The 22,404-nt window shown below is 69.3% G+C and carries 19 protein-coding genes and 2 pseudogenes; 7 read left to right on the forward strand and 14 right to left on the reverse strand.

The window, feature by feature from the left end:
* Positions 1-4: 4 nt before the first annotated feature.
* The 3 genes from ACFVIU_RS35475 to ACFVIU_RS35485 form a co-directional block, all read right to left on the reverse strand.
* The gene (locus ACFVIU_RS35475; protein ID WP_385847665.1) at positions 5-391 is read right to left on the reverse strand and encodes a hypothetical protein; all 387 of its coding nucleotides are present in this window, start codon (positions 389-391) and stop codon (positions 5-7) included.
* A 36-nt stretch (positions 392-427) separates the two neighbouring features.
* Positions 428-1,435: a DUF6192 family protein gene (locus ACFVIU_RS35480; RefSeq protein WP_385847667.1), complete on the reverse strand. Its 1,008-nt coding sequence runs from the start codon at positions 1,433-1,435 to the stop codon at positions 428-430.
* Positions 1,436-1,850: 415 nt separating this feature from the next.
* Positions 1,851-2,450, reverse strand: a complete 600-nt coding sequence (locus ACFVIU_RS35485) for a hypothetical protein (protein ID WP_385847668.1) — start codon at positions 2,448-2,450, stop codon at positions 1,851-1,853.
* A 262-nt stretch (positions 2,451-2,712) separates the two neighbouring features.
* Between ACFVIU_RS35485 and ACFVIU_RS35490 the strand changes: the two genes are divergently transcribed.
* From ACFVIU_RS35490 to ACFVIU_RS35500, 3 genes are read left to right on the forward strand one after another with little or no spacing between them, the layout of a single operon-like run.
* Entirely contained in the window at positions 2,713-3,606 is an 894-nt protein-coding gene (locus ACFVIU_RS35490; RefSeq protein ID WP_385847670.1) for a JmjC domain-containing protein, read from the forward strand.
* A gap of 28 nt (positions 3,607-3,634) precedes the next feature.
* Positions 3,635-4,048, forward strand: coding sequence for an aldo/keto reductase (locus ACFVIU_RS35495; protein WP_385847671.1), 414 nt, complete (start codon positions 3,635-3,637; stop codon positions 4,046-4,048).
* Complete coding sequence (locus ACFVIU_RS35500; protein WP_385847673.1) at positions 4,045-4,248, forward strand: hypothetical protein; 204 nt, start codon at positions 4,045-4,047, stop codon at positions 4,246-4,248. The genes ACFVIU_RS35495 and ACFVIU_RS35500 overlap by 4 nt, the downstream gene beginning before the upstream one ends.
* Positions 4,249-4,823: 575 nt before the next feature.
* Here ACFVIU_RS35500 and ACFVIU_RS35505 read toward each other — a convergent pair.
* The 6 genes from ACFVIU_RS35505 to ACFVIU_RS35530 form a co-directional block, all read right to left on the reverse strand.
* Positions 4,824-9,299 (reverse strand): CHAT domain-containing protein, encoded by a 4,476-nt coding sequence (locus ACFVIU_RS35505; protein ID WP_385847675.1) that lies wholly within the window; start codon positions 9,297-9,299, stop codon positions 4,824-4,826.
* On the reverse strand, positions 9,296-10,237 hold the full coding sequence (locus ACFVIU_RS35510) for a hypothetical protein (RefSeq protein WP_385847677.1): 942 nt from the start codon (positions 10,235-10,237) through the stop codon (positions 9,296-9,298). The genes ACFVIU_RS35505 and ACFVIU_RS35510 overlap by 4 nt, the downstream gene beginning before the upstream one ends.
* Positions 10,234-10,632 (reverse strand): hypothetical protein, encoded by a 399-nt coding sequence (locus ACFVIU_RS35515; protein WP_385847678.1) that lies wholly within the window; start codon positions 10,630-10,632, stop codon positions 10,234-10,236. The genes ACFVIU_RS35510 and ACFVIU_RS35515 overlap by 4 nt, the downstream gene beginning before the upstream one ends.
* A 153-nt stretch (positions 10,633-10,785) precedes the next feature.
* Positions 10,786-11,013 carry a transposase gene (locus ACFVIU_RS35520; protein WP_385847680.1) on the reverse strand — a complete coding sequence of 76 codons (228 nt, stop codon included), beginning with the start codon at positions 11,011-11,013 and terminating at the stop codon, positions 10,786-10,788.
* Positions 11,014-11,033: 20 nt separating this feature from the next.
* On the reverse strand, positions 11,034-12,308 hold the full coding sequence (locus tag ACFVIU_RS35525) for an ISL3 family transposase (protein ID WP_385847681.1): 1,275 nt from the start codon (positions 12,306-12,308) through the stop codon (positions 11,034-11,036).
* A gap of 100 nt (positions 12,309-12,408) precedes the next feature.
* On the reverse strand, positions 12,409-12,702 hold the full coding sequence (locus ACFVIU_RS35530) for a hypothetical protein (protein WP_385847682.1): 294 nt from the start codon (positions 12,700-12,702) through the stop codon (positions 12,409-12,411).
* Between the two features lie 183 nt (positions 12,703-12,885).
* Here ACFVIU_RS35530 and ACFVIU_RS35535 point away from each other — a divergent pair, with 183 nt between their 5' ends.
* The 3 genes and pseudogenes from ACFVIU_RS35535 (at position 12,886) to ACFVIU_RS35545 (ending at position 14,801) form a co-directional block, all read left to right on the forward strand.
* On the forward strand, positions 12,886-14,010 hold the full coding sequence (locus tag ACFVIU_RS35535) for a YaaC family protein (RefSeq protein WP_385847683.1): 1,125 nt from the start codon (positions 12,886-12,888) through the stop codon (positions 14,008-14,010).
* Between the two features lie 71 nt (positions 14,011-14,081).
* Positions 14,082-14,162: pseudogene (locus tag ACFVIU_RS35540) on the forward strand (IS5/IS1182 family transposase); the annotation flags it as partial.
* Between the two features lie 156 nt (positions 14,163-14,318).
* A complete protein-coding gene (locus tag ACFVIU_RS35545; RefSeq protein ID WP_385847684.1) occupies positions 14,319-14,801 on the forward strand; it encodes a GNAT family N-acetyltransferase in 483 nt (160 codons plus the stop codon).
* 627 nt (positions 14,802-15,428) lie between these two features.
* Here the strand turns inward: ACFVIU_RS35545 and ACFVIU_RS35550 are convergent.
* Both ACFVIU_RS35550 and ACFVIU_RS35555 read right to left on the reverse strand, forming a co-directional pair.
* Complete coding sequence (locus ACFVIU_RS35550; RefSeq protein WP_385847686.1) at positions 15,429-16,421, reverse strand: hypothetical protein; 993 nt, start codon at positions 16,419-16,421, stop codon at positions 15,429-15,431.
* A gap of 84 nt (positions 16,422-16,505) precedes the next feature.
* Complete coding sequence (locus ACFVIU_RS35555) at positions 16,506-16,661, reverse strand: hypothetical protein (RefSeq protein ID WP_385847687.1); 156 nt, start codon at positions 16,659-16,661, stop codon at positions 16,506-16,508.
* 282 nt (positions 16,662-16,943) lie between these two features.
* Here ACFVIU_RS35555 and ACFVIU_RS35560 point away from each other — a divergent pair, with 282 nt between their 5' ends.
* The gene (locus tag ACFVIU_RS35560) at positions 16,944-17,282 is read left to right on the forward strand and encodes a hypothetical protein (RefSeq protein WP_385847688.1); all 339 of its coding nucleotides are present in this window, start codon (positions 16,944-16,946) and stop codon (positions 17,280-17,282) included.
* Between the two features lie 680 nt (positions 17,283-17,962).
* Here the strand turns inward: ACFVIU_RS35560 and ACFVIU_RS35565 are convergent.
* The 3 genes and pseudogenes from ACFVIU_RS35565 to ACFVIU_RS35575 form a co-directional block, all read right to left on the reverse strand.
* Positions 17,963-18,255, reverse strand: a pseudogene (locus tag ACFVIU_RS35565) (GNAT family N-acetyltransferase); the annotation flags it as partial.
* A 138-nt stretch (positions 18,256-18,393) separates the two neighbouring features.
* Complete coding sequence (locus tag ACFVIU_RS35570) at positions 18,394-20,859, reverse strand: helix-turn-helix domain-containing protein (RefSeq protein ID WP_385847690.1); 2,466 nt, start codon at positions 20,857-20,859, stop codon at positions 18,394-18,396.
* 862 nt (positions 20,860-21,721) lie between these two features.
* Positions 21,722-22,255, reverse strand: coding sequence for a hypothetical protein (locus ACFVIU_RS35575; protein WP_385847691.1), 534 nt, complete (start codon positions 22,253-22,255; stop codon positions 21,722-21,724).
* Between the last annotated feature and the right edge of the window lie 149 nt (positions 22,256-22,404).

A 22,404-nucleotide genomic window follows, 5' to 3' on the forward strand; every position in this document is an offset into this window, starting at 1 on the left:
GGGTCTACTTGGTGAGCTGGGCCAGGGTCGCGCGGACGCCGATGAGCTGGGCCTGGGCGACCTGGGCCCATTCGTCGTCGGGGTAGCGGGCCAGGTGCGGATCGAGGGTGCCGGTGATCGCGCGGGTCAGCCGGTTGAGGATCTGCCGGAACTGCTTCTTCTCGTACTCGATCCAGTCCGCTGGCTCGTCGGAGAACAGGTAGCCCTCCCGGCGCCGCCAGATGATCGGGGTCAGGTGTTCTGCGGCTCCAACGTCCCGCAGGTGCCGGATCCCCCGGGCGACCTGGGAGGTCGTCAGCTGGGTGGCGGAGACGAGCTGGCGGGTGTGAAGACCTGCGGGTCTGGCCTCCATCAGGGCCGTCCGGACCAGGTCGCCGTAGTACTCGCTCACCGGTTTGGCCTCGCCCGGCCGCCGGCGGCCCATGGCCTACTCGCGCTCGCGCCGCAGGAGCTGGGCGAGCTGCTCGTCCAGGGTGAACTCACCGCTGTCGATGGCTCCCTCCAGCCAGTCCGCTCCGGCCCTGACCTTGGCGATCCCGCGCCGGATGGTCTCGCGTTCGTCCTCGCTGAACTCCTGGCCCCGCAGGCGGGGAACGAGTCGGCCCAGCGTGGCCACGAACTGGTGGCAGGAGCCGACCAGGTCGAGGTACTCGATGGTGTGCTCGATCTGCCTCACCGCGGGCGTGCGGTCGCGGATGACCTCGCGTACTCGCTGGGAGTTGTCGAACTGGGCCCGTTTGACCAGGAACCGGGCGGTGCTGTCCCGCATCGACTCCCGCGCGACCTCCGGCCTGCGCAACAACTCCGGGGTCACCGTCTTGGCGACCTCGTCGTCCCGGGTGAGTTCCTGCACCACCCGGACCCGTTCGGCCGGCGGCAGCTGGGCCGCGGCGGCGGGCCGGCGCAGCAGATCCGCGGTCACGATCGCGGCGACCTCGTCGTCCCGGGTCAGGTCGGCGACGGCCTGCACCTTCTCGTCGACCGTGACCGGCTTGTCCACCCGCTGCCCGACGACCCGCTTGGCGCCGTCCGGTGTCCACTTGCGCTGACCTGTGCGTTCGTTGAACGGTGGGTCGTCCAGGCAGGCGAACCGCTCGTCGTCGTCGCGGACCGAGGCCAGGACCCGGTAGACGCTGAAGGAGATCCCCGGCCGCCGCTTTTCGGCAGGCCACCGCGAGGCGGTCCACCGCCACTTCTCCACCGTCGCCGGCGCGACCCCGATGTCATCGGCGAACCGCTGCAGCGACTGCTCGACGGTGAACAACCTCTCGTCCGCGGCCTCGTGGGCGCCGCCCACCGGCCGCATCGGCTCGATCTCCAGGGCCATGTCGCCGAGCTTGAACTGGGCGCCGGTGAGCTGCTCGACCAGCTCCAGGGCCTGCTTGACGATCTGCTCGTAACGTTCGAGAGTGACGTTCCCGATCCGGTCCGACACGCTGACCACCCGCCTTCCAGCCCGGACACGGACCGGCCATGATGCGGCCGAATGAGGGATTCTGTTCCAGGCCAACACCAAGGTGGCGCGGGCGTGAGCAGTGGAGGCAGAGCGCGAAGTGGGGGCGCTCGAAGCATCCCTCACCCGCCCCCACGTCGCCGCGGCCGCCGGTCACGGCGACGACCGCGCGGCCCGCCTACTGGACGACACCACCGCCACGGCCGACGCCTTCATCCCTACTTCCCCGAACCCGCCGTCGTCGGCGCCCCCCGCGGCTTGTCCGCACAACGACGATGACCAACGGTGGGCGTCTCCGTGTGTGGACCGGCCTCACCCAGTGACTGAGCGCTTCGCGTGGCCAGTTTAGCGTTGACCGGGCGGGGTGTGCCGTATCCCGTGCGAGCGTCGTCCCGTTCTACTCCACCGGCTCGCGCCAGGCGGCGACGAGATCGTGGAAGCGCGAGAAACGGGCGCCAGGAACAGTCTCGCCACTGAACGTCTCGCCGTTGAGCCAGCAGAGGTCGAAGATGTCGGTCTCGGTGTCGAGCAGGCAGCACGTACCACCGGTGGTGGCGGTGAGGTCGGTGAACACCTTCCTTACACTCGCGGACTGCACGAACATCCGGCTCATGCTTGAGGTAGCGGCTGTGAACTGCAGTGACGCGAAGTTTGGGTGCCATGCGGGGGAGAACCTGACAGTCAGGTAGATGTACCCGACCGACACTCGTCCCCGCTCGTCGACCGTGTCGGAATCGCGGAGGAAGCACTCGCGCATCGCGTCGTCGACGCCGATGACGATCGAGGTGTCCAGTTCAAGCGGGCCGCCTGCTGAACAGTCGACCGGTTCGCTCTTGAAGTTCGAGGTGAACGGCACGATCAACTGCTCTCCGCCCGGCAGGGTCACCCGAAGCGACGGCGTGTTGCGGCCTTGGGGGGCAAGCTCGGCAAGCTGGGTCAGTGCCCTCACAACGTTCCGAGGGGGCATGAAGATCTCGTAGCTGTAGTCCAGTCCCATGCCGCCCCGCTTCCCCTGCTCTGCACAGCCATCCTTCCATGATCTGGATCGGTCGCCCAGTTGATTCACACCCGGCAAGATCAGGATCTACAGCTGGAGTTATTGGTGGAAGCGGGACGACGACGGTTGAGCTGTTCGTCGTGTATCGCGCAGCGCGGCGTTTTCGGCGAGAAGGGTCATGATGACGGTCGCGGCGGCGTCGACCTGGTCCTGGAGCTGACGGCACTGATCGCGGCTCGTGCGGAGCTTGCTCCGGAGCTCGGTGAGTGCCGTGGCGCGCTGCTCCTCCCGGAGGCCGGCGAGGCTGGTTTCCCTCGCCCGCCTGGTCGAAGCGATCGAGCGCGAGCTGCGCACCCGCGTGCAGGCGAACCTGTACGCCTCCTGGACCAGCACCGAAGGGTTCGGCATTCACTGGGACGACCACGACACCATCGTGGTCCAGCTGGACGGCGCGAAGCGGTGGCGGATCTACGGCAGCACCCGCCCGTACCCGCTGTACCGCGACATCGAGGATCCCGGCGAGGCACCCACCGAGCCCTGCGCCGACCTGGCCCTGCACCCGGGGGACCTGCTGTATGTGCCGCGCGGGATGTGGCACGCGGTTTCCGCCGACCAGGGCACCCGCTCCCTGCACGTCACCTGCGGCCTGCAAACCCACACCGCGACCGATCTGATGGCGTGGGTGTCCGAGCAGCTGCTCGCACACGAGGACTGGCGGCGCGACCTGCCGCTGCTCGCCGCACCGGAGGTCCAGGCCGACGCCCTGGACGGGATACGCAAGCGGCTCGCCGAACTCCTGGACGACCCGGCGCTGCTCGCCCGCTTCCAGACGGCGATGGACGGCCAGGCCGTCGGCCGGATGGTGCCGAGCCTGCCGTACATCGACGCCACCCCCGTCGACGGCAGGGTGCGGGTACGGCTGACAACGGCCCGCGCCGTGCGGAACGTCGGCGTCGACGCGGTGACGCTGTCCGCCGCCGGGAGCGTGTACGAGTTCGCCCCGGCCGCTGAGGCGGTGCTGCGCCCGCTGGTCGACGGCCGCACCGTTGACCTAGCCACACTCGCGGAAGCAGCCAGCCTCACCATGGAGGACGTCGCCGGGCTGGTGCAGGAGCTCGTTGCCGGGCAGGCCGCGATGGTGGGGAGCCTGCTGTGACGGCGAAGCTCGCTCTGGGCACCTATCGGTGCCGGGCGATCCCGGAGGCGGCCCCCGTGCGGCCGCCTCCGGCGCGCAGTGGATCGATACCGCCCCCAACTACGCCGCCGGTCAGGCGCAGATCCTGCTCGCCCCAGCCCGGGCCGCCCACCCGGCCCTGTGGGTCTCCACAAAGGCCGGCTACTTCACCGCAGCCACTGGCAACGAAGCTGTAAGCGCTGGGGTCCTCACCGAGGACCAGGTCTCGGGCGGCCACAGCCTCGCCCCAGACTACGTGCGCTGGCAGATCGACCGCACCCGCGAACAGCTCGGACGCGACCGGCTGGACCTGGTACTGCTCCACAACCCCGAACGCGCCCACCCCGGCGACCGCCCCGCCCTGCACACGCGGTCCGGGTCGCCTTCGCCGTCCTGGAGGAAGCCGTCGCGGCTGGGCACGTGACCGGGTACGGGATCGCCACGTGGGCGGCCCTGGAGGAAGAGGAGCAGCCCGAACTTGCGGTAGGCCCTCACGGTGTGGTCGTCGAGGAATTGCCCGACTCCGACCGGGCGGCCCTGGACCGAGCGCTGCCCGCCCACGGCCGGCTGGTCACCGCGTTGCAAGCCCTTCACGGCACCGGCAGCGGCCTGCCGACATTGTGACCCAGTCGGCGTGTACACGACGGAGTCGCCGGGCCTCGCCGGGGAAGGACCGAGCGACGGTGCCTGGCATGAGTGATCGACATCTTCAGGAATGAGAAGGTGACTGGCTGACCCCAGCGGCGCCTACGCTGGCCCGGCCGTCATCTCCATAGGGCGCCCCCGGCTCCATGAACGGCCACGCCCCCGCCGATCACTCAGCCTTTCGGCACCACGCCGGCGGACCGACCCGGGGCGTCGTCGAAGCCACCAACGGCCCGACCTAGCGGGAAATCCCTGGTCGATGACGCTAGTGGACCCGTCGACGTCACATTGTGATGTCCTCGTTCTGTCATCCGATGCGCGTTGTCCCGGAAGTACGCCTCCTTGAGCCCTTCGGCGGCGATCTCCCGCAGCTGTTTGATGGAGCCCGATCGGTATGGTGTAGCCGTTCCTGGCGCGGGTGGTCGATGACGATGCCGCCGGTGGTTGCCGTCTGCTGCCGGGGTCCTGGCCCGGATTTGCGGCTGCCGGCGCTTCTTCACCTGCCGTTCGAAGCGTGGAGGGAACAACCGTGTGCGAGCCTGCGCCCACGATCATCACGGGCCGACGTGGACGAACGGTGCCCATCTCGAGGGGCGTTGGGGCAGGCCGTCGCGCATGGTCAGCGTCGCCCTGTGCAGGGCGCGGGCGACCGCGTCCGCGTCGATCGCGCCGTCGCGCACCAGGTGCCGGTACGTGGCTGTCGTGATCATCGTGGCCGCCGCATCTCCCACCGACCACAGGGTTCCGACGACGTGCCGCCACCCGGCGTGCTGAAGTGCTGACGTAAGGGTGATCGCTTCATCCAGGTGGTACACGCCGCCGAGCGCCGTTTGGCAGGCGGACAAGAAGGCCAGTTCGCCTTGAGTGGTATGACGGGCGGAGGTGAGTTCCTCGACCGTCAACGTGCCGTCGTGGAGGTGGACACCGCCTCGGGACGGGTCCGCGAGGTCCTGCCCGCCGTGGCAGCTGAAGTGGACCCAGGCGTGCCGGGGTAGTGCCTCGGCGACTGCCTCCCGGGTCGCCCGAAGGCCGTCGAGGGTAGTGCACCGGTCAGGAAGCAGCGCGGTGAGCGCAGCTGTCTCCTCGTGGACACCCGGAAGGGCGGGCAGTTCGGGCAGGTCTGCCAGCGCCACCAGCAGCAGCCGCGCCTCTGCGTCCACGGGCTCGGTGGCCCGGCTACGGCCCAGGACCCTCAGCGTCGGGGCGTACGACGACACGACCCGATCGAGGACTGTCCGGCCATCTCCCTCCCCATGGTGTCCGGCAGCGTGCAGGGGGAGCAGGGTCAGCGGGCCCGTCGGATACCACCAGAGGCGGTGTCGGTCCTCTGTCGGGCCGGTGATACCGAGCGCATCCAGCACCGGGGCCGTGACGGTGTCCCACAGCCATCGCAGCAACTCGTCCACCGCCTGCTCCAGCGCTACCTGTTCCGCCAGTCCTCGTCGTCCGCGGGCGAATCCGCGCAGGGCCGCGAGGTAGGCGTTGGTCCGCCGCGTCGATTCCTCTTCCGACAGACCGGGCAGGGGCAGGCTCCGCACCCCGTCGGCTGTGACCAGCAGTGCGTCACAGCGCCGGCGACTGACGTTGATCACCAGCACGGGGCCGTCGCTGACGGTCTCGCACAGTGCCGGGGCGGACAGCGGCTGCAGGAACGACTCGAAGCCGGGGACCGACCTCGCCTGCCGGACGAGCGCGTCCCAGCGGTCGGCCAGTGCCATACGGTGGTCTGCCGGGACGGGGACCGGTTCGCCGAGCAGGATGTCGGCGGGAGAGTCGAGTTCGTGTCGAACCCGGTCGAGTTCGGTCGCCAGGTCCGGGGCGGCCTCGCGCAGGGCGGTGAGGTCGGAGCGGACGTCGAGGAGCTGGGACCAGATCACCCCGCGGCCTTGTTCCAGGAGTTCCAGCGCCCGGTCGGGCCGCCCCGCGGCGACGGCCGCGGCAGCCGCGTCGGCGGCCAAGCCACGGGTTCGGGTCAGCAGCCGTTCGCGGTCGCCGCGGCCGAGTCCGTGCCAGGCCAGCACGGAGAGCTGGGCCACCGCGGTGGTGTAGGCGTCGAGGACGTATGAGGGCTCTTCGGCCAGCTCCGCCGCTGTGTCGCCCCACTTCCGGGCGCAGGCAAGCCGGGGCCAGGTGGCCGCGGCCGGGTGTTCGGCAACCTGCCGCCAGCAGGCGGCGGCCTCCTCGGCGCGGGAGCGATCTCCCGACACCACGTAGCCATGCCACAGAGCTTCGCCCAGGTTGGCCAGGAGCGTGAACCGCTCGGGGGCGTCTTCGGCTGCCACCGCAAGGCCCTCCCGGTAGACGCGGATCGCTTCCGCCAGGTCGGCTTCCGCCGCTGCCGCGTTCTCCTCGGCGTACGCGCGCGCGACGCGGAAGACACCGAGGTTGCTGAGGCATCCGAGGTGCATCGGGTGCCCGGGGCTGGTCGCTGCGACGGCCTCGGCGGCGACCTCGATCGACCGATCCGCGTCCGCGGGATCGTGATCCTGGTCGAAGCGTTCCTGAAGAGACTGGGCGAGACCGATGAGCACGATGGCGCGGTGGGCGTGCTCCATCGGCAGTTCGTCAGCGGCGGCTTCAGCCATGTCCGTGGCCCGGTCGAGATCTTCAGGGTCGCGGGTGCGCTTGTATCGCTCATGCAGAACACGGGACAGGTTGCTGAGACGTACGGCGCGTGCCGGCGAGCCGGGCGGGGTCAGGTTTGCGGCCCGCTGCGCGAGGTCGATTGCCTCATCGAGGTCGGCGCCGGCGCCCCGCTCGCCGTAGCGGGTGCCCAGGGCACTGACAAGGGTGCCCAAGAGGGCCGGGTAGCTTTCCGTGTCCGGGGTTGCCCGGTCGAGTGCGAGTCGGCCGTACGACACCGCGCCGTCGATGTCCGCTGTGTCGCCGAGACGTCGGAACCGCAGGAAAAGGGCGCTGGACAGGTGTCCCAGGGCTCCGCCCCTGGCGGCCAGCCGTTCTGTGGGGTCTGGGGGTAGCGGGAGCGCGTCGGGTCCTGCGAGGGGCCTGCGAGAGGCCGGCTCGGCGTCTTCGGGGTGATCGGCGCCGGCGGCGGGGTCGTCCGCCGTCCGTAACGCTTCTCGCGCCACCGCGACGGCCTCCTCCAGATCGGCGGCGTCACCGTGGGCCTCGTACCGTTCTCGCAGCGTGGCGCTGAACTGGGAGAGGCACTCCGCTCGTTCGGGGTGGCCATGGGGAGCCGCAGCCACCGCGGACCTTCCGTACTCGACGGCTTCGCGCCAGTCGGCCGACGCGCCCCTCACCTGAGCCCGGTTGCGCAAGCTGATACTCAGATTCCGGAGCAGGGCGGGGCCGTGATCCTCGGCGACGGCGGACCGGTACAGCGTGATCGCCTCGTCGAGCGAGTCAAGATCGCCGGTCCTGTCGAACCGGACGGCCAGGAGCAGGCCCACGGAGTGCCGTGCGTTCGCGGCGCTCGTCCATGCATTTCTGGCCCCGAATCGGTCGGCCTCAGCCACAAGGATCCGACCTTCGACAAGGGCTGCGTCCACGTCCTCCAGCGCGTCGGTGTGGTGGAAGCGGGCACCGGCCAAAGCCCACGGCATGGAGAGCCGGTGGGTGCGCTGCGGGTGGTCCGGCGGGGTGACCGCGCGTGCCGAGCGGCCGGCGTCGAGTGCCGCGTCAAGGTCGGCCAGGTCGTGGTCGGCCTGGTATCTGAGCCACCGGATCCAGGCCAGCTGGCGGTACAGCTCGCCAAGGTCGACCCAGGGCTCCCCCCGCTGCTCGACAATGGCCTGCTCTATGTACCGCGAGGCCTCGTCGAGGTCAGCCGGGTCACCGTGCAGTTCGAACCGTTCGCTCAGCACGCGGGACAGAGTGTGCAGGATGCCGAACCGCTCGGGATTGCCCTGGACGGCCACTCCCTGGCGACCTGTTTCGATGGACCGGTCGAGGTCGTCGGGATCGGCCTCGTGCAGGTAGCGCACCGCGAGCGCGGTGGCCAGATTGCCGAGGATCTGGCCTCGATACGCGCATTCCGGTGTCAACAGCCCTACGGCTTCCTCCGCCAGTTCCACGGCCGCCGCGATGTCCGCCGGGTCTGGTCTGCTCGCTGCCTCAGCGCGGACACGGTAGGCGTTGGCGAGGTTGGAGGCGTACCGCGAGCGGCCGAGGTGCGTCTCGGGCACAGCCGCAAGTCCGAGGCGGCCCGCTTCGACTGCTTCGTCGATGTCCGCGGGATCGCCGGTGAAACCGAACCGCATTTGATGGGCAACGCCCTGCTTGGCGAGCAGCACGCCGCGGCTGGGATGTCCGGCCGGCAGTCCGGCTGCTGCCCGGCCCAGCATTCCGATCGCCCGGTCGGCAGTCGCCGGGTCCGAGATCCACGACAGGGACATCATGGCCCGGTGCGCGGCCCGTGCTGCGGCCGGGTCCTCCCCTGCGAGCGACCAGAGCTCCTCGGGAGGCACAAAGGAGCGGGAGGCGCCTAACTCCCGGAACATTCTCATCGCCACGTCGAGCGAATCCGTGTCGAAGACGGCCAGGTGACGGCACCAGTGGAACAGCGCGATGGTGTGGGCCACCACGAACGGAAGCCCGCTGCCGCCGTACGCGGTGCGAGCGAGCCGCCCTGCGACGTCCGGCCCCTCAGCGCCCGAAAGGCCGGAGGGGTCTCCATGCGTGTGGTACAGGTCGATGCGCCGTCTCAGGTTGGCCAGCAGAGCCTCGTCACCGTGCAGGCCCAGCAGGTCTTGTGCCATCGGGGGCAGGATGTGGGGGACCTTCGCGAAAGGTGCGAACAGGTGGAGCGCTTGCCGGAGATCGTCCTCCTTCTGCCCCTCAGGCAACGCCAGGTGCCGGCACCAGTGCAGCAGCCCGATGACGTACACCGTGTACGGGTCCACCGAAGTCGTCCCGTCCGGCTGTTCCTCCACGCGCTGCATCTGCCAGGCTGCCTCGGCTTCAGCCAGGGCCTCTGCGTCCAGAACGGTCATCGGGTCGCCGTCCCGCTGGTAACGGTCGACGCGTTCCTTGATCCGGTCCACCGGAGAACGGGCGTCCTCAGTCATGGCTGCTGTCCCCCGTCGGACTGATGTCGGTATGTGGGAGAGAACGGAACATTCTGCCGCCACTCGTCGCTCAGCGCTTTGTTGACGGCCTGCTCCTCCGTCCGGTCGGACGGCAGTGGAAGGTGCAGGGCGGTCAGCAACGTGAAGCGATGCAGGTCGATCGCCGTGTGTACGGCCTCCCCGTAGGCGAGGGCGGACTGGACGGCCCCGGAGTAGGCGGTCACAGCCATCGCCAGCGGCAGCAGCACCAGGCACACCCACCAGCCGGACCTGACCAGCAGAGCGGTACTGACCACCGCTGTGACCGCACCGGTGGCCGTCATGCGTACGGCCGCATCCAGGGCGTTACGCCGGTCGTCGACGACAGCCCGTACCTTGTCGTCGAGGAGGGGATACAGGCGAGGCCATGCGACGACCGGGTCGAGCCCGTAGGGCCGGCCAGCGGTGTCCTCCATGGCGGCGAGGACGTTGCCCAGCCTGGTCGGCCGCACCAGGTGGTCCGGCGCGGGGAAGGAGCGCGCCAGCGCTGACGCGGCCGTACCCGCCCGTTGAATCTCCTCGGCGGTCGGGGCCGTGGGTCCGGCGAGGACTCGTGTCGCCTCTAGGCGCCGCTTGCGCCGCAGTTGACGCAGCCGGGCCGCCCTCGTTCCGAGCCCGAGTGGCCAATCGCCCTCCAGCAACCGGACGAGGGGCAGTTGGAGCGGAGCGAGGAGCAACGCGACGAGGAGTACCGCGAGGAGGATGCCGAGGACCTCCCCGGCGCCCAGGGCGGTGGCCGTGTCCCATGCGGTGTTGAAGCGCAGGGTCGGTCCCGGCGCACCGGCCCAGACCAGGACCAGCAAATAGAGGAGGGCTCCACAGGAGGGCAGGTAGCCCACGCTGAAGAAGCGGACGGAGAGCACGTCCTGCGGGGGTTTCAGGACATCGCCGGCCTTCACGCCACCAGCTCCATCGGCCGTCCACAGAGCGGACATGCCGGGCGGTACCGATCGTCGTGGTAGGCAGCGTATACCTCACCCTCGCAGCCCGATTCGGTGCACGCGTAGCGCAAGGCCGTGTAACGCGTCGACGTGCCGGGGACGGTGGCACCGTCGCCGTCCCCGGTCCCCTTGTCCCCGGCGGGCGCGACGAAGGTACGAGCGAGGAAGGACCGAGAGGTCAGGGCTGCCCGACGTCCACCGACCACGAGCTCCATGGTCTCGACGTCGGGGAACCTGCCCAAGATGTCCTCCAGGAGGTCCGCCACCGCTACGACCGACGTGCCCTCCGGCACGTGCACCTCGACCGCCTCGGTCGGCTCCGCCGCAGGATCCACAAGCATCCGGTAGTCCACCGGGTCAGAATGTCACGTGAGGACGCCGTGTGGCCCCCGAATGCCGCTCAGCGATGCGGAGTTGACCTGCTTCCTCTCATCCTTTCGACGCCGGAACAGGGTCTGTCAAACGAGCGGCTCTGGCCCGTAGTCGGTGGTGACGCCGGGTAGCGGTCAGGGCAGAAGGATGCGGTGGCGGAGGAGGTCGAATCCGGCGCGCCCGTGCATCTGTCTCATGATCCTCTTGGTTCGGGTGTTGACGCCTTCGGTGCGGCCGTTGTGGTAGGGCAAGGTGAGGCCGGCGTTCACGGCGGACCGGTCGATTTCGAGACCGTTGGTGAAGCTGCGCAGGTGAGGCAGGTCGATGGCCCGGGCCGCCGTGATCCACCCGGTGAGTTTCACGTCGTTGCCCTCGGCCGATTTCAGCAGGGCCCGGCGAAGCCGCGAACGAGATCGGCGAGTGCAGTCATCTCCGGGCAGGCCGCAGCGATCTTCTCCAGCAGGGTCGTTTCCTTCGGGCGCAGGTTTTCGGGGTCGGTGAGCAGGAGGCGGCTGGCGTGACGCGGGGTGGTGACGGGGCGGTCGCCTTCGGCGCGGCCCTGGTTGCGGTAGCGGACCAGTAAGTTGGCGCTGCCGGTGTAGCCCAACTCCCAGATCTTTTCGAGGAGGTGGGTGACCGGGACGGCGGGATCCTCGGCGCGGCGCCGACGCAGGTGCTCGCGGTAGGGGTCGACGAGGGTGGGCCGGTAGGCGGGGGCGATGCGCAGGGCCTGGGGTTCGGGCATGCGGGCGTAGCGTTTGACGGTGTTCAGGGCCAGGCCCAGGCGGCGGGAGCAGTCGAGCAGGCCGACGCCCTGGCCAAGGAGATCGTGGATCTTGTTCCAGCGTTCGCGGGTGGTCTGCTCGCGTACTCCGCCGGGGCGGGGCGGGTTGATGGTGGCCCAGCAGCCGGCGTGGGCGTGGACCTCGAGCTGGACTTTGTCGCAGAGATTTCGCCAGAGGTGCCATCGGTCGCTGACCTGCACCGCGTCGGGCAGGGCTCGGCGGACGGCCTCGGCATAGGTGGCCGAGCCGTCCCGGCACACGACCTCGACACCAGGATGTTCGCGCAGCCAGGACTCCAGCGTCGCGGCCTCGCGGTCGGGCAGGACCGCGACGCGCCGGCCGGTTTCGGCATCCGTGATGATCGTGGCGTAGCGGTGGCGGCGGCGCAGGGCGAAATCGTCCACGCCGATCACCCGCGGGACCGCCATCTGCGGCAGCGGCAGGCGCCGCAGCAGGCGCAGCGCGGTACTCCGGGAAACGGGTACGGCCAGCAGGCCGGCCAGGCGTCGGGCCGCCCGGCCGCATAACTCCCGCGTCACCTGGATATCTGCCCGACAAGACGCACCGTGCGGCGCTGATGGCGCTCCAGCAGTCCGGGAATCTGCTCGCGGAAGGTCTGCCGCCAGCAGCCCAGGGCGGGACAGGCCAGCCGCCGTACGCGCAAGTGGGCGGCCGTCGACAGGCACGTCCCTCACCGTTCGGCGGTGATAACCGTGCACCTTCGCCGTCGGCGTCCCGCACACCGGACACGGCACCGCCACGTCCCGGGTCCGGGCCGAGACCACCACCGCGTCGCCGCCGTCCGCCACGTCCTCGATGGCCAGCACCGAAAGCCCCGAAATCACCGTTCCCATAAGGAAGTTGATGTCCACCACAAGATCATGATCAAGGGCGGCTACTCGGCGTCACCACCGACTACGGGTCAGAGCCGAACGATTTACAGTCCCGTTCAACGACGGCGGGACGCCGCCGTCACGCCTCGGGCTGTGACGGCTCCACCTGGCGCAGGCAGTACACGCACCTGGACTCCGAATCGACGCGGCCCATGCACCGCCGGCAGTCCCCGCGTTCACGCACAGGCCCCCGGCCGTCCGCGCAGCCGGGACAGGTCATCACCGGCTGCCGGAAGCCGAAGCTGACCACCCACCCCTCGCCTTGCGCGGCGTTATGCGCCAGCTGCGAGACCTCGGACGCGGAACGCGCGTCTTCATCGTCGCCAGTCTCCACCGCGAGGTAGACGGCGAAGCAGTCGTCGGTGTCGCACACGACAGCCACTCCTGTAGGCATTCGATCCCCTCCCAAGCCTCAACTGCGCCCAACGCGAACCATCTTGCTGAAGCGCACGTCCTCGCGCTGGTGTCCCCGCCTGAAAGCCCACGAACAAACCCGTCGCGGTGTGCCCCCACAAGGACGACAATCTTCCCGACAGCACGACCCCAGGAGTTCCGCATGCATACGCCGGGAGGCGTCAGCCTCACCCCCTACACCGCCGCCATGCATCAGCGGTTGCTCCGAGGGATGAGGGCTGCCCCGCCGGGCGCGGCTGCCCGGAACACGGCTCGGAAGCAGACGTTCTGCGCGGCGCTGGAACAGGCAGAGCAGATGTTCGCTGCCGCCAAGGTCACCGACGCCATGACAAGACCACTGCTGGTCTACTACGGGCTGAACCAGGCTGGCCGGGCCATCGCGGCTGCAGCTTCCAACGTGGCGCACCGTGAGCAGCGTCCCGGCATGCCAGCAGACCCGTGGAAGCTGACCGGCCACGGCCTGAAGATCGTGGGCGGCACCAACGCGATGAACGGCCCGGACATCGCCTCCCTCCCGTTGATCGAGGTCCCTGGCGCTTTCCCCCGGCTCGCGGAGATCCTTGACTCAGGATCCTTGATCGCGAAGAGGCCCGACAAGACACCGACCGTGGAGGTCACAGTCGGCCAGATCTGGGAGACCATCTCCGACACCGTGGGCTTCAGCCTGCCAGGGCCTGCCCACCTGCCCGTTCTCGCCTTCGAAGAGGACACTCTCCCCAGCTCCCCCTTCGCCCGATACGGCTCCCTCAGCTCCTGGCCGCCACGTCTCGGAGTGGAGTCAGCGCGGCTGGAGGGCATTCCACAGCACGTCGTGCAGGCCAGCGATCAGGTAACCGCGCTCAAGACCTTCCTGGCCTCGTACCCCACGCTGGGCGACGTCCAGAGCACCCGCCCTGACGGCCGCATCGACTGGGACAAGGACTCCACCGTGACGGGCATGACCGTCGTGCGGGTCTTCTGGGACGCACCCGCTCCCGTTGCTGGCCAGGCACTGCTGCCCCTCGGAGACAGGGTCGCCACCTGGTACCGAGGACAGCCCTTCGTCTTCCCCGCCCTTGGTGAAAACCCCAAGCCGCTCCATCCGCTGCTGGCCTGGTGGGCGGTGTTGTACGCACTGTCGATGCTCGCCCGCTACGAGCCCTGCGCCTGGCAGAAGCGCATCGACATTGACGCCAGCACGGAGGCCGCCGCGATTGAACATCTTCTGGAAGCGGCTCTGGACTACCTGCCTGCCCTAATCCGGGACACCATCAGCGAGGTCTCCTGAAACAGGCATCGTGCTCCTGAATGCATCTCCGCGAAGGACCCCGGGCGCCCGTGCGCTCGGGGTCCTGTCAGAAGAACTACAAGATCCTTCGCGACTGCCGGCCACGCGGTGACGGCCTCCACCACGCCGTCCAGGCCGTTGCCCGCATGCACACGTCGCCCTCACAGCATGACCGCACAGCCTCGGACACCGTCCCGACCTGCCTGATCACAGCCTTCTGCAACACCCTTGGAACGTGTATCGAAAGTGGTTCGTGGTGATGCAGAACGACTGGCCAGCAAGCTGCGTTGCTGGGCTAGTGTTCCCTCATGGGGGATCTTCATGTCAGAGCCGCCACGGCCGCCGATCGCGAGGGGATCGCAGACGTTCTGACCTCGTCCTGGGGCGGCACGACCATGGTGGTTCACGCAACCGTCTACGAGGCTTTGAGCCTTCCGGCCCTGTTGGCTGAGCAGGACGGCCAGATTGTCGGCCTGCTCACCTACACGGTCTCGGACGAAGGCCTGGAGATAGTCTCCCTGGACGCTGTGATTCAACGTAGCGGGGTCGGCAGCTCCCTCCTGACCGCTGCTGCCGAGGCCGCGAAACAAGTCGGTGCACAACGGATCTGGCTGGTCACCACGAACGACAACCTGGATGCGCTCCGGTTCTACCAGCGCCGTGGGCTGCGAATCGTCGATGTCATCCCGGGGGCGGTGGATGCGGCGCGGGCCGTGAAACCGTCGATACCACTGAGGGGCGAGTTCGGTATCCCTTTGCATGACGAACTGACCTTGGAGTTGTTGCTGTGACCGACTCCGTGGTCACGACCACTCGTTGATCGCCGCGACGAGGATGGCGGCCTCGTAGCGGACCGAGAGTTTGTCGTACCGCGTGGCGACGGCCCGGTGCCTTTTGAGGCGTACCCCGAGCCCCCGCGGCTCCGGCGTGGTGGTCCACCGCGACCGCAACCGGCCCGTCGACTGGGACGGCGGAGCGTGAGGAGACCATCCTGGGGCCCGGCGTCCGCATCCTTCCCGGCCTCCTTGCCCAGCGCGGCTACGTTCACCGGATCCGCTTCGACGACCGGCCCGGGGGCGGCCGCACCATGCAGTTCGGCACCGAGGTCCCCGGCGAGGGAACCACCTGGGGCAGCCTGGACGACGTCGTCCTGATCGCCGTGCCGGTCGCGGACGGATTGCTCCTCCCGGAGAACCCGCGATCAGCGCGGAGCGTCAGGCGGGAGCTGGTACGCCCTGTTCCGCCCGCGCTGCCTCGTTAGGGCCGCTGCTGAAGGCAAGCTCAAGACCATGCAGGACCTCGCCCAGCGCCACGGCCGAACCCATCTCGGGATGCCGCGTTTCGGCTCGTCAATCTGACGACGAAACTGACGACGGGCTGTCCCGCGAGCTAGATGCGGCTCGCGGGACATCCTGGTGCTAGCTGCTCATCCGAGGGAACGGCGTGATGATCGTGGAGGTTTCCGGCTGCGCGTCTGCCCCGAACGCAACGTTGGAGGCCGGGGTTTCGTCGGCAACGAGAAGCTCCGGCTGCGCGAACTTCCTGGTGGCTTCCAGAACGTCGGGGACGGGGAATTCTCGCCGCTCGATATAGACCCGTGCGACCTCCCGGTCGATAGGGCTGGGGAGGTCTACTTCCTTGGGCATCTTGAAGTTGGATTCACAAAGGGCCTGGACGATCCGCCACCCCTCATAGAAGACCTGCATGAAGCTGCCGTCGTGCGGCATCGGGCAGACGATCAGGTTCTTCTGCTCGTCCTTCTTGATCGCGTCAGAGGCTCCCGACTTGCTGGGAACGATGGCGACTCGCAGTCCCCTGGCCGCTTCGAGATGCGATCGGTTGATCTTGACCGTGGTGCCCACCCAGTGGTCGGGCTCGGTGGAACCGAGGAAGAGGTCCGCCTTCCACAGGCCCCTGATGCTCTGAGGCAGCTGGGCGCGGGTGCTGGGGCGCCGGAACGCAGCGGCGAGCCGGTTGAGGTGTCCCTTCAACTTCACCGGCTGCCCACGCTCTCCGGACAAGACCCTCGACTCGGCCGTGATGAGGTCGATCTCCGTGGAGATCAGCTGCTGAGAGCCGCTCTTCTCGATGGCGAACAAGATCGATGACGGGTCGCCTCGGTTGATCCGACAATGGCCGAGGGCATCGGCCACCCGCTCGACAACGATGGGGACCTTGTTGACTACCGCATCGTGAACGGCGTATTCAAACGCGATCCCGGTGTCCCCATCCCCCTGACTCCTGATCTTGCCGAGGAGCTTCAGCTTTATGTCCTCGCGCTTCCCGATCGCGCTGAGCACGTCCTGGCCGATCGAGTGATAGATCCCCGCGATGATCGGCCGCGTGACCGCCACGAGGGCGCTCACCTCGTCAGCGACAGGGTTGTTCTGCTTTTCAACGCGAATCTGCACGCATCACCAGCTTCTTTGCAGGGCGCCCCTAGGCACCGAACCAGGAGCCACGCTCCACCCGTCTCGGAACTCCTCACCTCAAGCCTAGGCGGGGGGTGTGACACCTGGTTCGGATAAGACGGCCACCATCGCATCAGTGATGCCGTGAACCGCCGTTGCCTTAGCCGGGACGGGCTCGCCCGGATTGAGAAGCGTGTTGAGCAGCACCTTCCCGGACGCCGTGATGACGGCGACCTCCACGATCCGCGAGTCGTAGTCCAGGCCCGTCGTCGCGGTGTCCAGGATCGCGTACCCTCAGGGTTCGCCAGAATCTTCTGCGCCCACGCGATGGCGGGCCCCAGGCCGTCCCACCGGTCACGGTCGGCCCGCCGCTGCGCCTCGGCTCGCTCCGGCTCGATCTCCTCCTGAACACGGAGCTGTCGCGGTCGCCCACCGTGTGGCTGGGCAAGCCACCGACCCCCGGTGTGGGTGGTCTCGTTGGTATCTCCCGCGTGGCAAGCGGGTCGGCAGTATGGTGCCGACGTGCCCGACTACTCCGAATTCATCAAGCCGCAGGTCGCCTCCCGCCTGTATCGGCCGGATGGTCGGGTGGAGACCACCCGGGAGCCGGCGGTGTGGACGCTGGCGCACCGCGGCTATAGCGGGAGCGGGCGGTTGGACGTGTGGGTGTACGCCACCAAGCGGGAGGCCCAGCGCGAGGGGGCGGAGCTGGCCCTGGCAGCCGGTCTGGACAGCGACGAGCGGGCCTGCGAGGACTTCGAGGCCAGCCGCTACCAGAAGGTCCTGGACCTGTACGAGGAATCCCACCCAGACACCCACCTGCTCCGGGTCCAGGCGGCCTTCCTGCAGTTCCCCGACTGAGCTACCAAGGACCCAGATAGAGATCCGGGCCTGGAGCGAGCGAAGGGGTACATGGGCGGCAGGATCCACTGGCCGGGCATCGCGACCGGGCCCGGGAGACGTCCCGGACCAATCCAGCCAAGGTTGTCTCGTCGAAGTTGCGGACATGGCGCGAGGGGTTGGTGTGGCTTGCCGCCCCGGGGGTGCGCGAGAGGGGGAGGGCGCAGAGTCTCGGTCGGTTCTGCGCCGACCATGGCCATGGCGGGTGGTGTCACAGGCTGGGGATTGACGCCGGCCCGCTCACTCCATGCCCAGCTCCGCGAGGGCGGGGAGCTGGTCGGCGTCCAGCCGATCCCTCCCGGATTTTGTGTGCGAGATCGGCGCGGCCGTGCCGGTCGCGGAACAACTGCCGGACCATGGGCGCGCCGCCGATGTCTGGCCCGGCACCGCCGGTACCGGTGCGGACGCTGTCTGTCCGGCCAGGGCGCGCAGTTGGACCCTTGCCGATACGGGGGCGGTGCTCGGCGCGCAGCCACCACGGGTCCAGCCTGTACCCGCGGGGATCCTCCTGCCCATCGTCGGCCAGCCACGGCCGCTCCAGCCGTACGGCGCGTTCTCCGAAGAACGCTCCGACGACACGGAAGGGGCATACTGGTCCGCCGCTCCCGTGGTCCTCCCACAACCGCTCCTGCATCCCGGGAGCGGACGTAGAGCAGCCAGTACCCCAACCCGACTAGTCGACGGTTGAGGTAAGCGGCACGCAGGGCCGCGTCGCCGGCCCGCGCCGCGGAGACGACGCGGCCGGCAAGCTCCACCATGTCATCCCGCGAGGCGGTTCGACCCAGCCCAGCGCGGCACCTCCACTGACCAGGTCCGCCAGGATCCGGTGGGCCGACTCCGCGAACCGGGCCTCCAGTCCCGGATCGGTTGTCAGCTCCTGGGCATCAAGGATGACGGGCTCGAAGGTCATGCCGCTGGTCGCGGCCGGCTTCATGGCCGGCAGCCTAGCCAAGCCGAGGCCCAACCCAGACCCCGCCGGCCCGCGCGATGATCCCCGGGTGTTTGCCTCACCCTTGCCGCTCGCCTGGGGATCGGCTGGGTGACGGGCGACCGCGCCTACGGACAGGAGATTTCAGCTGAAGTTTGCCGGGCGGTAGCTCCCGTGCTCGTCGCGGTAGGTGCGGGCGAGGTGGTGCTGGAGGCGGAGGTGGCGGAACTGGTGGACCGCGCCGCGCCGGCGTAGGACGCCGCGCCGGTAGGCGTCGTTGAGGAACGCCATCGTGTCCCATGGCAGTCTGCCGGTCAGGGGCAGCCAGATCCGCGACAGCAGGACCCACTGCCCCCACGCGGTGAAGGACAGCACGTAGGCGGCCGCACCGCCTAGACCGCTCGCTGCGGCGACGGGCAGTGCGTCGGGCAGGGACCAGCTCAGCGGCCCGAGTGTGCCGTGCAGCAGGAAGACGAGGACATGCCCGCCGACGACGACGGCCAGGGTCAGCATCGGCGCGAGGATGAGGGCCCGTCGTATGGCCGTCACGCGGTTGGAGGAGAGCAGCCCCTCTGGGGTGGCTGTGGTGGTGACATCGAGGGGGGCTTCGAGCGCGACCACGAACCCGAAGACCAGACAGGAGGAGGGGCCGAAGATCAGCCCGTACAGCAGCATGTTGGTGAGCGTGAGCTGGAGCATGGCCGAGGTGGCAAGCGGCGCGTGGAAGAACAGGTGGTACTGCAGGCTGGTGACGAGCGCCATGCCGGCGCCCACCACCAGGCCGCCCAGGAAGAGGGCTCCCAGGAGAGCGGTGGTCTCGCGGCGCGGTCGGCGGCCCATGCCGCGGTAGGTGCCCGGCAGTCGCAGCCGGACGGCGGTGGGCTCGAAGGCCTTGCTCCCCTTCCAGGTGCCGACGACCGCGTAGGTGACGCCGAAGGCGAGACCGCCGGTCACGCCGACGAGGAGGCCCTCGACCAAGACCTGCGCGGGGCTGAGGGCGGTCGGTGAGGATCCCAGGAACGGCAGGGAGGCCAGGCCGACGCACCAGGTGGCGAGGGCGACACACAGCGCCGAGGCCAGCACGACCGCCAGGACGCGCGTGGAGCGGCGCAGTGATTCGCCGAGCTGCCACCAGGCGAGGTCTTGGCGCTCGTGGTCGTACCGGACCAGGTGGTGGGCGAGGTAGCCCAGCCACCGCTGGGCCTTGTCCGGGGCCGGCGGTGTGCTGCGGGGACCGCTGTCGTCTAGCGCTTCGGGGGCGGGGTGCCGGTAGACCGCGGGTACGAATCCGGCGAGCAGGTGCTCCTCGATGGAGTGTGCGTCCGGGAACGTCGCCGTGTCCAGGAGTTCGTCCGGCCAGTGGTCGGGGGAGTCGCTGTAGAGCGCCCGCGCCAGGGCGATCATCAGCGGGGTGCTCAGGGCCTGGGCGAGGTGTGTGCCGCCCGGCTCCTTCGTGGTCTGCGCTGTGGTGAGTACGGCGTCCCAGGTGACAACGGGCTCTTCCTCGCCGGAACTGCCGGAGTCCCCCGGCCGGTTGGGTGTGCCCGGCAGTGGCGGGTCGGTGCGGGGCAGGTACTCCTTGAGGTCGTCCAGGGTCAGGTCGCACAGTTCGATGCCGACGGCCGAGGCGAGTGGCGTGTGTGCCGCCTTCACGGCCTGGGCGAACTCGCCGCGGCGGCTGGTGAGGACGAGCGGTGTGGGCACGCGGTTGAGCACGTCGAGCGCATCGCGCCGCAGCCCTTCGGCGATCTCGTCGAATCCGTCGAGGACAGGCAGGACGAGGTCGGCGTCGAGGAGGTCCGCGGCCAGCGTCTTGCCGCTGGGCACCCGGCGCGCGAGGTGCGGGTGGTCGCGCAGCAGCCTTTCGGCCAGCCAGTCGCGGAGCTGGACGGCGGTCGGGTCCCAAGAGCCGACCCCGAAGATCACCGGTACCCGCTGGGGTCCCCGGCCGGTGCCCCGCGCCTCCAGCAGGTTCAGGACGAATCGGATCGCCAGGACCGATTTGCCGGATCCGGCCCGGCCGAGGACGACCAGCCGGCCCGTGCCCACTCGCCGGTAGAGATCCGCTACTTCGTCCAGGGAGCCGCTCGTGTCTGTCTCGTGCGGCGTGTCTCGGGAGGCAGGGCGCCGGCTGTTCTCGACGTGGTCGGCCAGGCCGGTCGGCACCTGCCGCCACCGCACCGGCAGCGGGTAGGGATGGTGGACCCGGCGCTGCGCCTCCTCGTGCCGCCAGCGCCGCTTGATCTCTCTGGCCAGATCGTCCGCCGCGTCGGCGAGCGGGCCATGGACGGCGCGCGGGGCGTGGGCGGTATCGGTCTCGGGCGGACGCGCGGCCGGAACGTCCACCGCCGGCTCCTGTGGCGGCATGCCGGCGCCCGGTGTCCCGGCGACGCCGCCGAGCGCCGCGGCGAGGCGCTGGCGGTCTTGGGGGCCGGCCCCGAGCGCGTCCGCCAGTAACGTCACCGTGCCGAGCCGGTGGTCGAACGGTTTGTCGTTCTCCATTCTGCGGATGGTGCTCACGCTCACCCCGGCGCGCTCCTCCAGCTCCTGCTGGGTCAGCCCTGCCTGCTTGCGCAGCCGACGCAACAGTTCGCCGAGCGTTTCCGCCACCGGTCACCTTCCGCTCCCTGCCCGGAGGTTACGAGCTTACCGTGACGGCCAGTCACCTGTGACCGGTTGGCATGAACTGGGCTTTTCGTCCGAGGGAAGCCAGACGACATCAGCGCGCGAGTGCCAGGAGGCGGGATGGCGAAACGAAGGGCGTGCTGCCGCCCCACGTCGCGGCCGACGAGCCGACGTCGAGGGGCCGTATGTGAGCGATCTGCAGGGCGGGCTGACCCGCTGTGCGAGAGGCTGTGCGCGGAGCCGAACCGCAGAGCATCCCGTGGGGCGGCGAGTGGCGACGTCACCTCCGCTCCGATGCCGAGATGGATCTCGTGCGCTCGTGGATGCGCCGTGTTGAATGCCCGACCTGCAAGGCAGCCGCGGGGCGGGCCTGCCGCTCCCCGGACGGCCGTCCCACCAACGAACACCGTGCACGCCGTGACGCCGTCGGCCCCATCCCTTACGAGGAATGGTGGCAGCGGGGCCTCATCCCCAAGCAGCGGACGTACACGATGCCGACCGTGTTCAAGGAGTCGGAGAAGGCGCACGCCGACTTCAAGGTGGACCCCGCCCTGACCGACGGTGTGGCGGTCGTCCGAATGTTCCTCGCCGACCGGCTCGGGCTGTTCCTCCAGAGCGAGGAAGTGATGGACCGCATCGACGACGCCGTACGTCAGCTGATCGAAGTCCGCGGCCCAGTGGGGACGGCCGATCTGGTCACTGTCCTCGCCAGTCTCGTCGCCTCGCTGCTGTCCGTGAACGCCGGGCCCGACGGCGATCCGGGCGCCCTGTTCGAGGCCGTGGTCCGCGCGCAGGTAGACATGGCCCGACCGAGAGGAACCGAACCGACAACTGACCGCAGGCGACGTCAAGCGCCTACAGGAGGACAGGCTAGGGCTGGCAGTCCTCCGAAAGGGGAGGGGCGAGGGCGCGAAGCTGGCCCTTGCCTAGGGCCTGGCAACGTCGAGCAGGCCCGTGAGACCTCGGGCGCCAGCGCGAGTTGCTCAGGACCCGGTGCGCGGACCTCGCGGGGATCGGTGCCGTTGGCTCTGGTGAGGTCTTCGGACACCTGGAGATCCAGGGCGGTTACGGTCGCGTCGATCCGGGCCCTCTGCTCATCGGTGAGATCGGGCAGCAGGGGCCGCAGATGGTAAAGGGCGAAGGCGACGATGCTGTTCGTCGTGCAGTGCAGAAGATTGTGAACGGCGGTGGAGTGCGCGTCGTCGTGGAACTCCCTGCTACCGGACAGGTGGTAGGCGGACGTGTACGCGATCGAGGCCCGCTCGCTGATGGTGTCGTGCGCGATGGCCCGCACCCCCTTGAGCCAGTCCTTGGTGAACAGCAGTTGCTCGATCGCGGCAGCGGGCACGGTGGTGCCGGTCGCGGTGGTGACGTCTTCCATGCCCGCTCAACTCACGGCTCCGCCTGAGCGACACGCTCCGGCTGGCCGCGACGCGGGCCGGTACGGCCGCAGCCGGGGATCAAAGGGACGGGCGGGATGGGCGGTACGGCCGCGGCCGGGGATCGGGGCACGCCCGGTCCGACTGCGCG

Source organism: Streptomyces sp. NPDC127190, assembly GCF_042672505.1.
In the GTDB taxonomy this organism is placed as follows: domain Bacteria; phylum Actinomycetota; class Actinomycetes; order Streptomycetales; family Streptomycetaceae; genus Streptomyces.

Excerpts from the sequence above, each read along its gene's own strand:
- ACFVIU_RS35485 (WP_385847668.1), bottom strand. The coding sequence starts at position 2,450 with ATGGGACTGGACTACAGCTACGAGATCTTCATGCCCCCTCGGAACGTT.
- ACFVIU_RS35505 (WP_385847675.1), bottom strand. The coding sequence starts at position 9,299 with ATGACTGAGGACGCCCGTTCTCCGGTGGACCGGATCAAGGAACGCGTC.
- ACFVIU_RS35535 (WP_385847683.1), top strand. The coding sequence starts at position 12,886 with ATGCATACGCCGGGAGGCGTCAGCCTCACCCCCTACACCGCCGCCATG.
- ACFVIU_RS35545 (WP_385847684.1), top strand. The coding sequence starts at position 14,319 with ATGGGGGATCTTCATGTCAGAGCCGCCACGGCCGCCGATCGCGAGGGG.
- ACFVIU_RS35575 (WP_385847691.1), bottom strand. The coding sequence starts at position 22,255 with ATGGAAGACGTCACCACCGCGACCGGCACCACCGTGCCCGCTGCCGCG.